At 46.1% G+C, this 12,970-nt stretch carries 13 protein-coding genes and 3 other annotated features; of the genes, 12 read left to right on the top strand and 1 reads right to left on the bottom strand.

All coding sequences use genetic code 11. The features are described from left to right. The first annotated feature begins 8 nt into the window (after positions 1-8). The 9 genes from RG959_RS02990 to RG959_RS02950 all read left to right on the top strand — a co-directional run bounded on the left by RG959_RS02990 (position 9) and on the right by RG959_RS02950 (position 8,085). Positions 9-1,412: a replication initiation and membrane attachment family protein gene (locus RG959_RS02990; RefSeq protein ID WP_309089572.1), complete on the top strand. Its 1,404-nt coding sequence runs from the start codon at positions 9-11 to the stop codon at positions 1,410-1,412. After that, positions 1,399-2,325 carry a primosomal protein DnaI gene (dnaI, locus tag RG959_RS02985; protein WP_342795874.1) on the top strand — a complete coding sequence of 309 codons (927 nt, stop codon included), beginning with the start codon at positions 1,399-1,401 and terminating at the stop codon, positions 2,323-2,325. The genes RG959_RS02990 and dnaI overlap by 14 nt, the downstream gene beginning before the upstream one ends. 47 nt (positions 2,326-2,372) lie before the next feature. Next, positions 2,373-2,592, top strand: a binding site (T-box leader). Positions 2,593-2,643: 51 nt separating this feature from the next. Then, positions 2,644-4,575, top strand: coding sequence for a threonine--tRNA ligase (thrS, locus tag RG959_RS02980; protein ID WP_342795873.1), 1,932 nt, complete (start codon positions 2,644-2,646; stop codon positions 4,573-4,575). A gap of 124 nt (positions 4,576-4,699) precedes the next feature. Next, positions 4,700-4,838 (top strand) — a sequence feature (ribosomal protein L20 leader region). Positions 4,839-4,872: 34 nt separating this feature from the next. Next, positions 4,873-5,409, top strand: coding sequence for a translation initiation factor IF-3 (gene infC / locus RG959_RS02975; protein WP_342795872.1), 537 nt, complete (start codon positions 4,873-4,875; stop codon positions 5,407-5,409). Positions 5,410-5,432: 23 nt separating this feature from the next. Beyond that, positions 5,433-5,630 carry a 50S ribosomal protein L35 gene (gene rpmI, locus RG959_RS02970; protein ID WP_242233281.1) on the top strand — a complete coding sequence of 66 codons (198 nt, stop codon included), beginning with the start codon at positions 5,433-5,435 and terminating at the stop codon, positions 5,628-5,630. A 35-nt stretch (positions 5,631-5,665) separates the two neighbouring features. Then, the gene (gene rplT / locus RG959_RS02965) at positions 5,666-6,022 is read left to right on the top strand and encodes a 50S ribosomal protein L20 (RefSeq protein WP_242233282.1); all 357 of its coding nucleotides are present in this window, start codon (positions 5,666-5,668) and stop codon (positions 6,020-6,022) included. Between the two features lie 211 nt (positions 6,023-6,233). Then, positions 6,234-6,497 (top strand): DUF1294 domain-containing protein, encoded by a 264-nt coding sequence (locus tag RG959_RS02960; RefSeq protein WP_342795970.1) that lies wholly within the window; start codon positions 6,234-6,236, stop codon positions 6,495-6,497. Next, positions 6,494-6,979 (top strand): dUTP diphosphatase, encoded by a 486-nt coding sequence (locus tag RG959_RS02955; RefSeq protein WP_342795871.1) that lies wholly within the window; start codon positions 6,494-6,496, stop codon positions 6,977-6,979. The genes RG959_RS02960 and RG959_RS02955 overlap by 4 nt, the downstream gene beginning before the upstream one ends. A gap of 20 nt (positions 6,980-6,999) precedes the next feature. Next, the gene (locus RG959_RS02950; protein WP_342795870.1) at positions 7,000-8,085 is read left to right on the top strand and encodes a M42 family metallopeptidase; all 1,086 of its coding nucleotides are present in this window, start codon (positions 7,000-7,002) and stop codon (positions 8,083-8,085) included. 40 nt (positions 8,086-8,125) lie between these two features. Here RG959_RS02950 and sspI read toward each other — a convergent pair whose 3' ends face one another. Further along, on the bottom strand, positions 8,126-8,326 hold the full coding sequence (gene sspI / locus RG959_RS02945) for a small acid-soluble spore protein SspI (protein ID WP_251269632.1): 201 nt from the start codon (positions 8,324-8,326) through the stop codon (positions 8,126-8,128). Positions 8,327-8,417: 91 nt separating this feature from the next. On the opposite strand from sspI, the gene RG959_RS02940 reads away from it, so the two are divergent. The 3 genes from RG959_RS02940 (at position 8,418) to pheT (ending at position 12,959) form a co-directional block, all read left to right on the top strand. Beyond that, a complete protein-coding gene (locus RG959_RS02940) occupies positions 8,418-9,173 on the top strand; it encodes a TrmH family RNA methyltransferase (protein ID WP_251269631.1) in 756 nt (251 codons plus the stop codon). Positions 9,174-9,221: 48 nt separating this feature from the next. After that, positions 9,222-9,453, top strand: a binding site (T-box leader). A gap of 42 nt (positions 9,454-9,495) precedes the next feature. Next, on the top strand, positions 9,496-10,530 hold the full coding sequence (gene pheS, locus RG959_RS02935) for a phenylalanine--tRNA ligase subunit alpha (RefSeq protein WP_342795869.1): 1,035 nt from the start codon (positions 9,496-9,498) through the stop codon (positions 10,528-10,530). Positions 10,531-10,544: 14 nt separating this feature from the next. Next, positions 10,545-12,959, top strand: coding sequence for a phenylalanine--tRNA ligase subunit beta (gene pheT, locus RG959_RS02930; RefSeq protein ID WP_342795868.1), 2,415 nt, complete (start codon positions 10,545-10,547; stop codon positions 12,957-12,959). The last annotated feature ends 11 nt before the right edge of the window (positions 12,960-12,970 follow it).

Genomic DNA, 12,970 nt, shown 5'->3' with positions numbered 1-12,970 from the left:
TGAAGAATATGAATCGGCACTGGAATGAAATGCAGCCCGCCGATGCTTACAGGGTGACAGTGTCCGGCTGTGTAGACAGCCTTGAACAAAAAGTGGTTGCGCTGTTGTACCAGCCGCTGATCGGTGCCCAGGCACTCAGCTTATACATGACTATGTATGCGGAAGTAGAGGACGGCAAGCTGTCGTCTGAGAGTGCTCTGCACTATCATTTAATGAATACACTCGGCTGCAGTCCGCAGCAGATATACGAAGACCGGCTTAAGCTGGAAGGGATTGGCTTACTGAAAACCTATGTGAAAAAAACAGGAGAAAACCGCGAATTTCTTTATGAGCTGCTGCCGCCTCTTGCCCCAGACCAATTTTTTACAGACGGTCTTTTAAACGTTTTTTTATACCGGAAAATTGGCCGTCCTCATTTTTTGCGGCTGAAGCGGATATTTTGCGACCGGGAGCCGAAGTCGCCTGATTATCAGGATGTGACCCATGCTTTTCCGGACGTTTTTTCAACAGGGTATACAGAAATGCAGGAAGCAGAAATAGACAGTGCGCCGGAGCCGGGTACCCGCCTCGCTTCAAAAGGAACCAAAACAGGACCTGTTTTAAATGAATCCTTTGACTTTTCAGCGCTTGAACGGGCTCTTAAAGACGCCTTGATTCCGGCATCTGCCCTCACACCCTTTATTAAAGAAACGATTAAAAAATTGTCTTTTTTATATGGCATTCAACCGCTTGATATGAAGAATCTGGTTTTGTCTTCGATAAACGAGCAGGATGAAATTGAGGTGGAGGAACTTCGGAAATCTGCGCGTAATGCCTATCAGTTTGAATCAGGCGGGCGCCTTCCAGACATGACACCGCGCATGGGAAGCCAGGAGCTTAAGGAAGCGGGTGAGCCGAAAACAAAAGAAGAAAAGCTGATCCTTCATTGTGAGTCGGTTACCCCCTATCAAATGATGATCGATATATCAGATAAAGCGCCCTCATCCGTAGATATGAAGCTTATTGAGCAGGTGATGCTGCAGTACGATTTTACGCCGGGTGTAATGAATGCGCTCATTCAATATGTTATGCTGAAATCAAATATGAAGCTGTCTAAAAGCTTTATGGACAAAATTGCCGCCCAGTGGGCACGCAAAAAAGTAAAAACGGCCAAAGAGGGTATTGAACTGGCAAAAACGGAACAAAAGCAGCCGAAGGAATGGACAAAGCCAAAGAACACCTCATCATCCTATGGAAACCGCAAAGCAGTTCGCCAGGAAAAACTGCCAGCCTGGTTTACGGAAAAGGAAAAAGAAAAAGACACAGAAAAAGAGCGGCCTAAACAAAGCGAAGACTTTGAAGCGAAGAAACGCAAACTGCAGGAAGAATTGAGAAAACGGAAAGAGGGGGCGTCGGCCGGTGAAAAAGATTAACGAAGCACTCGGGAATATCAAAACGTCGCCTGGGTTTGCAGAACAATATGAGCAGACAAAACGGGAAGTGCTGGCAGACAAAACGGTCCAGACATTTATTAAAGAACACAATCTTAGTGAACGGGAAGTAACACGCGCGATGGTCAAACTATATGAGTATGTATCCCAAAGCCGCGGCTGTGGGAAATGCCCATCTCTTGACGGGTGTGTGAACATGATGCCGGGCTTTGAGCCGGAGCTTTCCATGCGTTACCAGGCAGTTGAGCTGGATTACAAGCGCTGTTCTCGTAAAATTCGGGATGACGAAATGAAACATTTGCGCCGGCACGTGAAAAGCCTTTACATGCCGGGAGACGTTTTAAAAGCTACATTTGATCAAGTGGAGCTGGATGATGAAAGCAGAATAGATGCGGTTTCAATGGCAAAAGATTTTGTTGACAGCTACGCGCTTGGGCAGGCTTCTAAAGGTTTATATATACATGGGAAATTCGGCGTCGGTAAATCCTTTTTATTTGGTGCTATCGCCAATGAATTGGCCGAGAAGCATATTGCATCCATGATCGTTTATTTTCCGGAGTTTGTCCGTGAAATGAAACAGTCGCTTAACGACCATTCAACGGGAGAGAAAATTGAAGCGGTGAAATCTGCGCCTGTTTTAATGATTGACGATATTGGGGCAGAAACGATGTCGAGCTGGATTCGCGACGATATACTCGGTACGATTTTGCAGCACCGTATGCTTGAAGGGCTTCCGGTTTTGTTTACCTCTAACTTTAATTATAGTGAGCTGGAGCATCACTTGACGCATTCACAGCGCGGTGAATCCGAAGAGCTGAAAGCAGCACGCATTATGGAACGCATTAAGTTTTTGACCACGCCGGTGGAACTGACCGGTATGAACCGCCGGCATTAAAACTCACTCTTGATTTTGAGTGAGAGGGAGACTATAATAACGTCATATGAAAAGCGAAGACAGGGACATGTTTCATTTGAGACGTCTACAGAGAGGGAAAGCGATGAGCTGCAACTTTCCCGTCGAAACAAATGAATTCACCACCCTCGAGCTCTGCTTCTGAACCTGAAAGTAAGAAGCGGCGGCACCAGACCGTTATCTGACTGTAATTGAGCCGGGAATTTCCCGGAAAGTTGGGTGGAACCGCGATTAAACCTCGCCCCTTCGTTTATGAAGGAGCGGGGTTTTTTGTCGTTTAAAAAGAAGGAGGAAATACAAATGTCGATTCAATTAACATTCCCAGACGGCGCTGTAAAGGAATTTCCGTCTGGAACAACAATGGAAGAGGTTGCGCAGTCGATCAGCCCAGGCCTGCGTAAAAAAGCACTTGCCGGCAAAGTATCAGGACAGTTTATTGATTTAAAAACACCGATCGAGCAGGATGGCGCGATTGAAATTATTACACCTGAGCATGCTGACGCGCTTGAAGTGCTTCGCCACAGTACAGCACACTTGATGGCGCAGGCGATCAAACGTATTTACGGAGCCGACAAAGTCAAGCTTGGTGTGGGTCCGGTTATTGAAGGCGGCTTCTACTATGATATTGATCTGGACGAATCCATTACACCGGAAGATTTGCCGAAAATCGAAAAAGAAATGAAGAAAATCATTAACGAAAACGTGCCAGTTATCCGCAAAGAAGTATCACGCGCGGAAGCAGAGCAGTTTTTTAAAGAAATTGATGATGAATACAAGCTGGAGCTTCTTGAAGCAATTCCGGAGAACGAAACGGTTACACTGTATGAGCAGGGTGATTTCACCGATCTGTGCCGCGGTGTACACGTCCCGTCCACTGGAAAGTTAAAAGAATTTAAGCTGCTTAACATCGCCGGTGCATACTGGCGCGGTAATTCAGACAACAAAATGCTTCAGCGTATTTACGGAACGGCTTTCTTTAAAAAGGAAGATCTTGAGCATCACTTGAAAATGATTGAAGAAGCAAAAGAGCGCGATCATCGCAAAATTGGAAAAGAGCTTGATTTGTTTACAAATTCCCAGAAAGTCGGACAGGGTCTGCCGCTTTGGCTGCCAAAAGGTGCAACCATCCGCCGTATTATCGAGCGCTACATTGTCGATAAAGAAGTAAGCCTCGGCTATGACCATGTATACACACCGGTAATGGGAAGCGTTGAACTTTATAAAACAAGCGGCCACTGGGACCATTATCAGGATGGTATGTTCCCGGTCATGGAAATGGACAACGAGGATCTTGTTCTTCGCCCGATGAACTGCCCGCATCACATGATGATTTATAAAAATGACATCCACAGCTATCGCGAGCTGCCGATCCGTATTGCTGAACTTGGCACAATGCACCGCTATGAAATGTCAGGCGCCCTTGCCGGCCTGCAGCGCGTTCGCGGGATGACATTGAATGACGCCCACATCTTTGTTCGTCCAGACCAAATCAAAGATGAACTCAAACGTGTTGTCGAGCTAATCCTGTCTGTTTATAAAGATTTTGACTTAAATGATTACTCGTTCCGCTTGTCTTACCGCGATCCGGAAAACACAGAGAAATACTACGATGATGATGAAATGTGGGAAAAAGCACAAGCGATGCTGAAAGACGCAATGGATGAGCTTGGCATGGAGTACGTAGAAGCAGAAGATGAAGCGGCGTTCTACGGTCCGAAGCTTGACGTACAGGTAAAAACAGCGCTTGGCAAAGAAGAAACTTTGTCTACTGTACAGCTGGATTTCCTTCTTCCTGAACGCTTTGACTTAACATATGTGGGTGAAGACGGCAAGCAGCACCGTCCGGTTGTTATTCACCGCGGTGTTGTTTCCACAATGGAACGCTTTGTTGCATTTTTGATTGAAGAATACAAGGGAGCATTCCCGACATGGCTTGCACCGGTTCAGGTTCAAATCATTCCTGTTTCCAATGAAGTTCACTACGACTACGCAAGAAAATTACAGGATGAGCTGAAAGCAGCCGGTATCCGTGTCGAAATGGACAGCCGTGAAGAAAAGCTTGGGTATAAAATCCGTGAATCGCAAATGAAGAAAATTCCGTACATGCTCGTAGTGGGTGACAAAGAGCTTGAGAGCGGTACAGTGAATGTCCGCAAGTATGGTGAACAGCAGTCTGAGACGATGTCATTTGACGCTTTCCGCGACCTTGTTCAAAAAGAAGGCAAACGTTAAGAAAAAAACTATTGTTTTTTTTGAAAAGCAATGGTATTATTTAAAACGTTGGTTCTTTCAATTTGTCTTCTGGACATTTGAAAGAGGATATGATATAGTTACTTAGGTGAATGAAACACATAATAAAAGAAAGCAGAAGCACCCGCTTCTCACCTCGTCTGACAGAAAAGTTGGCAGGTTGACATGGTAAAACGACTAAGCTGTTTTGGGCAGCTTTTTACTAGCGGGGCATCTACTTTTAGATGCCTCGCTTTTTTCATGCAGCAGTGCGCTTCTCTTTTAAACAGTGTTTTTAAAATGACCCGGAGGTGGCTTGTTATTAGCAAAGATATGAATTTAAACGAAGGCATCCGTGCCCGTGAAGTACGCTTGATCGATCAAAACGGCGATCAGCTCGGCATTAAACAAAAACGCGAAGCGCTTGAAATTGCTGCCCGCGTAAATCTTGATCTTGTGCTTGTTGCTCCGAATGCGAAACCACCTGTAGCCCGCATCATGGACTATGGAAAGTTCAAGTTCGAACAGCAGAAGAAAGAGAAGGAAGCTCGCAAAAACCAGAAAATCATCCAATTAAAAGAAGTGCGCTTCAGTCCATCGATTGATGACCACGATTTTAATACCAAGCTTCGCAATGCGATTAAGTTCTTGGAAAAAGGTGACAAAGTAAAAGCATCGATCCGATTCAAAGGACGTGCGATTACGCATAAAGAAATCGGCCAGCGTGTACTTGACCGCTTTGCAGAAGCGTGCAAGGAAGTTGCGACTGTTGAGTCCAAGCCGAAAATGGACGGCCGTAGTATGTTCCTTATTATGGCGCCTAAAAACGAAAAGTAAACCAGTTTGAGGAGGAAGACGAAATGCCAAAAATGAAAACTCACCGTGGTTCTGCCAAACGTTTCAAGAAAACAGGTTCAGGTAAACTGAAACGTTCACACGGTTACACAAGCCACTTGTTCGCAAACAAATCTCAAAAACAAAAACGTAAATTGCGCAAAGGCGCTCTTGTATCAAAAGGCGATTTCAAACGTATTCGCCACATGCTTGACAATCTGTAAGAAAATTAACGTAACATCATTAGGAGGGAAATAGTATGCCACGCGTAAAAGGCGGTACTGTAACACGCAAACGTCGTAAAAAGGTTCTTAAATTAGCAAAAGGTTATTTCGGTTCGAAACATCGTTTATATAAAGTTGCCAACCAACAAGTTATGAAATCCCTGCAATATGCATACCGGGATCGCCGTAACAAAAAACGTGATTTCCGCAAATTGTGGATTACTCGTATTAACGCAGCTGCTCGTACAAACGGTCTTTCTTACAGCCGTTTAATGCACGGTTTGAAGCTTGCTGGTATCGAAGTAAACCGCAAAATGCTTGCTGATCTTGCTGTTAGCGATGCACAAGGGTTTGCACAGCTTGCAGACGCTGCAAAAAAACAACTAGGTTAATAACCTCAAAACCGTCCTGATCCATCAGGACGGTTTTTTTATGTTTATTGATTTTAATGGCCTGTAAAAGCAACGAGCCGAATGAACAGTTTTTTACATCATCAGCTTCAGGAAAGCAGCCGGCTGATAAAAGATTTGTTTCGCTTGTTCTCCAAATTAGGCTGTTTCGGGAAAAGTTTGTTAAAATAGGGAAGGAGGAGAGCAGATAGTGATGGTCTTCATTTATTTTATTTTTATTAATATGATTGCCTACATAACGATGGCAAATGATAAGAAAAAAGCGCAAAAACGGCTGTACCGAACCCGGGAAAGGACGCTCTGGCTGCTGGCTTTGCTTGGCGGTGCACCGGGCGGATGGGTAGCCATGCAGACGTACCGGCATAAAACAAAGCATGTATCCTTTAAATACGGAATGCCGGTTCTTGCTGTTATGGATTTAATGGTGTTAGCAATGATAGGAGGAACAGCCATTTGAATATGAATACATTGTTTGAAATGCAGCGCGGGCTCGATTCATACATAGAAAAGGAACACGATCTGGAAGGAACGGATTTGTTTGACCAAAAAGTGCTTGCTCTGCTTGTTGAAATTGGTGAACTGGCTAATGAAACGAGGTGCTTTAAATTTTGGAGTACAAAAGGGCCGTCAGAGCGGGGAATCATTTTAGAAGAATTTGTAGACGGCGTGCATTTTATTCTGTCACTCGGCATTTTAGCTGATCTGACAGATGCAGTGCCGGCGTCCCAGCAGCCTGTAAAAACGGCAACGGACCAGTTTTTGCTTGTCACAGAAGCCGTTCATACCTTCCACCGTGATAAAACAAAAGAAGCGTATCAATCTTTGCTTGACCGTTTCTTTACACTGGGAGATATGCTTGGATTTTCAGCAGAAGAAGTGGAACAGGCGTATATCGCCAAAAATGAAGTAAACTATAAGCGCCAGCAGTCGGGCTACTAAGAAAGGGGACTTTATTTATAATGAAGAAACTCGATGAAACGTTAACGATGTTAAAAGAGCTAACGGATGCAAAAGGGATTGCCGGGAATGAACGCGAAGCACGGGAAGTCATGCAAAAATACATTGAGCCATTTGCAGAAGAAGTGACAACAGACGGCCTTGGCAGCTTGATCGCCAAAAAAACCGGGGATGCAAACGGCCCGAAAATCATGGTGGCTGGGCACTTGGATGAAGTCGGCTTTATGGTTACACGCATTGATGACAAAGGGTTTATTCGTTTTCAAACCGTCGGCGGATGGTGGAGCCAGGTAATGCTCGCCCAGCGCGTTACGATCGTGACGCGCAAAGGAGATATTACAGGCGTGATCGGCTCAAAGCCGCCGCACATTTTGCCGGCTGAAGCACGCAAAAAGCCGGTTGATATTAAAGATATGTTTATCGATATCGGCGCATCAAGCCGCGAAGAAGCTTCAGAATGGGGCGTGCGTCCTGGCGACATGGTCGTTCCTTACTTTGAATTTACTGTTATGAACAATGAAAAAATGCTGCTGGCTAAAGCTTGGGACAACCGAATCGGCTGTGCGATCGCCATTGATGTGATGAAATATGTAAAAGATAAACAGCATGCGAATATCGTGTACGGTGTTGGAACGGTACAGGAAGAGGTCGGCCTGCGCGGTGCGAAAACATCCGCTCACCAAATTGGCCCGGATATCGCATTTGGCGTCGATGTTGGCATTGCCGGCGATACACCAGGGGTAACAGAAAAAGAGGCAATGGGCAAAATGGGCAAAGGCCCGCAGATTATTTTGTATGATGCATCAATGGTATCCCACAAAGGACTGCGTGACTTTGTAACGGATGTAGCCGATGAATTAAATATTCCTTACCAGTTTGACGCCATGGCAGGCGGCGGAACAGATTCAGGGGAAATTCATAAAACAGGCAATGGCGTTCCGGCGCTGTCTGTTACCATTGCTACACGCTACATCCATTCTCATGCGGCTATGCTTCACCGTGATGATTATGAAAACGCCGTGAAGCTGCTTGGAGAAGTAATCCTTCGCCTTGATCGCGATACGGTTAACACCATTACATTTGACTAAAAATAAAACCGCTCACAGTACTGTGAGCGGTTTTTTTGTGTTACTGAAGAGCAGATGCCATGCGTTCTAATACGACTTTTTGCTCTTCTGTTGTGCTTTTTTTCCAGAAAAGTTCAAGCATCACACCAAGACCTGGCAGCGTTTTTTCCTCGCCATTTGAAATCGCGTCTTGAATCACAGCCGATAATTCATTTGGATTTTGTCCGTTTAAATTTTGAATAATAGCGCCTCGTAAATCCATGTGTATCCCTCCTTGTTTTGATTATTTTTACCACTGTAGCGCCCATTATACAGAGAAATGCTATAATGAATACGGCGAAAGGAGAATCACATTGACGTACATTCAATCCGCAAATAACACACATATAAAACAGCTGAATAAACTATGGACAAAAAAAGAACGCGATAAAACAGGTCTTTATATGCTCGAAGGCTTTCATCTCGTTGAAGAAGCGCTTCGCTACAAAGAGCAAATAAAGGAACTTCTTTTATCAGAGGAAGCGGCAGTACCGGCATCGTGGAATATAGATGGCCTCGACGTGACCATGATTTCGGCCGAGGTGGCGAAAAAGCTTTCTGATACGGAAAACGGCCAGGGCGTTTTTGCGGTATGCCGGAAACAGGAAGCGGCGGAACTGCCGGCGGGCAAAAGCTTTTTGCTGCTGGATGCCGTGCAGGATCCGGGTAATATCGGCACGATGATCCGGACAGCCGATGCCGCCGGAATTGATGCGGTGCTGCTCAGCCATGGATCTGCTGATCTGTATAATCCAAAAGTGCTTCGTTCGGCACAGGGAAGCCATTTTCACCTGCCTGTTTTAAGCGTAGATTTAACCGAAGCGGTTGAAGAGCTGCAAAAACGAAATATTCCAGTGTACGGAACGGCTTTGGAAGGAGCATCTGATTACAGAAAGGAACAAGCAGGGCCGTTTGCACTGCTCGTGGGCAATGAAGGAAACGGCGTACGTCCAGAGCTTCTTGAGAAAACAACCAAAAATGTTTACATTCCGATTTTCGGCCAAAGCGAGTCGCTGAATGTCGCGGTTGCGGCCGGTATCCTTCTTTATCATTTTCGGGAAAACAATTGAATTTCAAAAATGGGTTGTCTATAATAAGAAAGTATAAAATTTGATAATTAAAAGGCAATGACGGAGAAAAGTACGCCATCCCTCTTTTTTTAGGAAGAAAATGCCCCGACTGAAAGCATTTTTAAAAAGAACTGGCCGAAGTTCACCTCCCGAGCCGGTGCTTGGACCACATTCGTGTAAAGGCATACCGGTTTTTACCGTTATCTGAATGAAGTGAACGCGTGTTTTTCTAGCGCGTTAAAAAGGGTGGTACCGCGATATCAGAAGCCTCGTCCCTTTCCGGGAACGGGGCTTTTTTTGTTGCCAAAAAGGAGGAAAAAACGTGGAAGAACAGTTAAAAGTGCTGCAGGAAGAAGCGATTAAGAAAGCGGCAGCTGCACAGGATTTAAAAGAACTGAATGATGTACGCGTTGCGTACCTTGGCAAAAAAGGACCTGTTACAGAAGTGCTAAAAGGCATGGGCAAGCTGTCTGCAGAAGAACGCCCGAAAATGGGGGCGCTTGTCAATGTTGTGCGTGAAGCCATCACAAAAGCGATTGAATCGAAGCAGGCCTCATTAGAGTCCGAAGCTATTCAAAAGCAGCTGGCAGAAGAATCCGTTGATGTAACCCTGCCGGGCCGCCCGGTCAAACTTGGCGGACATCATCCGCTTACACGTATTACAGAAGAAATTGAAGACTTATTTATCGGCATGGGCTATACAGTGGCTGAAGGACCGGAAGTGGAGCAGGACTACTATAACTTTGAAGCGCTCAACCTGCCAAAAGGCCATCCGGCGCGTGATATGCAGGATACATTTTACATTACACCGGAGCTTTTAATGCGTACACATACCTCACCCGTACAAGTACGAACGATGCTTCAGCATGAAGGCAGAGGGCCGGTTAAAATTATTTGCCCGGGTAAAGTATACCGCCGTGACAGTGATGACGCGACGCACTCCCACCAATTCAACCAAATCGAAGGGCTTGTGGTGGGTGAAAACATCCGCATGAGCGACTTAAAAGGCACGCTGGATGTATTTGCGAAGAAAATGTTTGGTGCAGAACGCGAAATCCGCCTTCGTCCAAGTTTCTTCCCATTCACTGAGCCGTCTGTTGAAGTAGATGTGAGCTGTATGTGCGGCGGCAAAGGCTGCTCGATTTGTAAAGGTACCGGCTGGATTGAAGTTCTGGGTGCCGGCATGGTGCATCCAAACGTGCTTGAAATGGCCGGATTTGATTCAAATGTTTATTCCGGCTTCGCATTCGGCATGGGGCAGGAGCGCATTGCCATGCTGAAGTACGGCATTGATGATATCCGCCATTTCTACACAAATGATCTTCGTTTCTTAAAGCAATTTTCTGTACACGAATAAGGAGGAATTAACCCATGTTTGTTTCATATAAATGGCTGTCTCAGTACGTGGACATTGCCGATCAAACCCCGAAAGAACTGGCCGAAAAAATTACACGCGCCGGTATTGAAGTGGAAGGCGTTGAAATGCCTGCTTCTGAGATGAAAGGCATCGTAGTCGGGTATGTGCAATCACGTGAACAGCACCCGAATGCTGACAAATTAAGCAAGTGCCTTGTGGATGTAGGCGAGGAAGAGCCGGTGCAAATTATTTGCGGCGCCAAAAATGTAGATGCAGGCCAATTTGTAGCTGTAGCTCGAACAGGTGCGGTTTTGCCGGGCAACTTTAAAATTAAGCGTGCCAAGCTGCGCGGCGAAGAATCAAACGGTATGATCTGCTCGCTGTCCGAACTTGGTATTGAAAGCCGCTTAAATCCGAAAGAATATGCGGAAGGTATTTTTAATTTTCCAAATGACGTTACACCAGGAGAGGATGCGCTCGCTGCCTTGAATCGTGACGACGCCATTTTAGAGTTGTCTTTGACACCGAACCGTTCAGATGCACTCAGCATGATTGGAGTAGCTTATGAAGTAGCGGCCATCCTGGGCCGTGACGTGAAACTGCCGGAGCCAAAGCCGGCTGAAGCGGATGAAAAAGCATCAGACGCTGTTCGCATTCAAATCGACGCGCCTGAAGATAATCCGCTTTATATTGCACGAGTAGTGAAAAACGTAAAAATTGGTCCGTCACCGCTATGGATGCAGACACTGCTTATGAATGCAGGAATCCGCCCGCACAATAACGTGGTTGATATTACGAACTATGTCCTGATGGAATACGGACAGCCGCTTCATGCCTTTGACCTTAACCGGGTTGAAACCGGAGAAATTGTGGTCCGCCATGCCGAGGAAGGTGAAACATTCACCACGCTTGATGACGTAGAACGGACATTATCGGCTGATCAGCTTGTGATTACAAACGGCCAGAAGCCAATCGCCCTTGCCGGCGTAATGGGCGGTGCAAATTCAGAAGTAACAGAGCAAACGGTAAATGTACTCATTGAGTCTGCTTATTTTAATGGCCAAACGGTCCGTGCAGCATCTAAAGCACATGGTCTTCGTTCAGAAGCGAGTGCCCGCTTTGAAAAAGGGGTAGATCCAGCCCGCGTGCAGGCCGCATGTGACCGCGCAGCAGAGCTGATGGCAGAATTGGCAGAAGGCACAGTTTTATCGGGATCGGTTGTGGCTGGCGAATATGCACCTGAGCCAAAACAAGTATCGATTACACTTGACCGTCTAAATACCCGCCTTGGCACAAGCTTAACGATGGAAAACGTGGAAGAAATCTTCAGCCGTTTGAAATTCCAAACAGAAACAAATGGAGACACGATTACTGTAACGGTTCCAACGCGCCGCGCGGATATTACCATTCCAGAAGATTTAACAGAAGAAGTGGCCCGTCTTTACGGTTATGATCACATACCGCTTACGCTGCCGGAAGGAGAAGCGCTGCCGGGTGCTTTATCACCATATCAGCTTGGCCGCCGTACGGTGCGCCGTTATTTGGAAGGAGCCGGATTTAACCAGGCTGTTACGTATTCTTTAACGTCCCAAAAGCGGGCTGCCCAGTTTGCGCTTGAAGTACGCGAGCCGGTTGCGCTTGCGATGCCGATGAGTGAAGAGCGTGCGTACTTGCGTGAAAGCATGCTGCCGCATTTAATCGAAGCGGCTGCTTACAACAACGCCCGTCAAATGGGTTCTGTCGCTCTTTATGAAACAGGCTCTGTTTACTTAAATGAAGGTGAAAACGTGCAGCCGAAAGAAGAAGAACGGCTTGCGGGTATCGTTACAGGCCTATGGCAGGAGCATCTGTGGCAGGGAGAAAAAACAGCCGTTGATTTCTTTGCCGTTAAAGGCGTAATCGAAGGAATCGCTGACCGTCTTGGCTTAACAGACCGTCTTTCTTTCCAAAAAGCTGCGCCGGAAGGCTTCCACCCGGGCCGGACAGCTGCTGTTTTACTTGATGAGCAGCCGGTCGGCGTCATCGGGCAGCTTCATCCATCGCTCGCAAAAGAAGTAGATATAAAAGAAGCGTATTTGTTTGAGTTGAAGCTTGATGTTCTATTGAATACAGAGCGTTCAGCACTTGCTTATACGCCAATTCCGCGCTTCCCATCGATCAGCCGTGATATTGCGCTGGTTGTAGATAGTGCAACGGAAGCGGCTTCGCTGGAGGCTGTCATTAAAGAAGCAGGCGGAGCGCTTTTAACGAATGTTCACGTGTTTGATGTGTATGAAGGAGACCGGATGGAAGCAGGCAAGAAATCTGTTGCTTTCGCCCTGACGTATATGAATCCTGAAAAAACGCTGACAGATGAAGAAGTCACAGCTGTACACGAAAAAGTACTTACGGCGTTGAAAGAAAAAGCAAACGCTGATTTGCGCGCATAAAAGAAAAGAAG

It is taken from the genome of Domibacillus sp. 8LH, from assembly GCF_038806185.1.
Taxonomy (GTDB): domain Bacteria; phylum Bacillota; class Bacilli; order Bacillales; family Domibacillaceae; genus Domibacillus; species Domibacillus indicus_A.
The sequence above is the reverse complement of the archived record's forward strand: the minus strand, read 5'-3'. Positions and strand labels throughout refer to the sequence as shown.

Excerpts from the sequence above, each read along its gene's own strand:
- RG959_RS02990 (WP_309089572.1), top strand. The coding sequence starts at position 9 with ATGAATCGGCACTGGAATGAAATGCAGCCCGCCGATGCTTACAGGGTG.
- thrS (WP_342795873.1), top strand. The coding sequence starts at position 2,644 with ATGTCGATTCAATTAACATTCCCAGACGGCGCTGTAAAGGAATTTCCG.
- infC (WP_342795872.1), top strand. The coding sequence starts at position 4,873 with ATGACCCGGAGGTGGCTTGTTATTAGCAAAGATATGAATTTAAACGAA.
- rpmI (WP_242233281.1), top strand. The coding sequence starts at position 5,433 with ATGCCAAAAATGAAAACTCACCGTGGTTCTGCCAAACGTTTCAAGAAA.
- rplT (WP_242233282.1), top strand. The coding sequence starts at position 5,666 with ATGCCACGCGTAAAAGGCGGTACTGTAACACGCAAACGTCGTAAAAAG.
- RG959_RS02960 (WP_342795970.1), top strand. The coding sequence starts at position 6,234 with ATGGTCTTCATTTATTTTATTTTTATTAATATGATTGCCTACATAACG.
- RG959_RS02950 (WP_342795870.1), top strand. The coding sequence starts at position 7,000 with ATGAAGAAACTCGATGAAACGTTAACGATGTTAAAAGAGCTAACGGAT.
- sspI (WP_251269632.1), bottom strand. The coding sequence starts at position 8,326 with ATGGATTTACGAGGCGCTATTATTCAAAATTTAAACGGACAAAATCCA.
- pheT (WP_342795868.1), top strand. The coding sequence starts at position 10,545 with ATGTTTGTTTCATATAAATGGCTGTCTCAGTACGTGGACATTGCCGAT.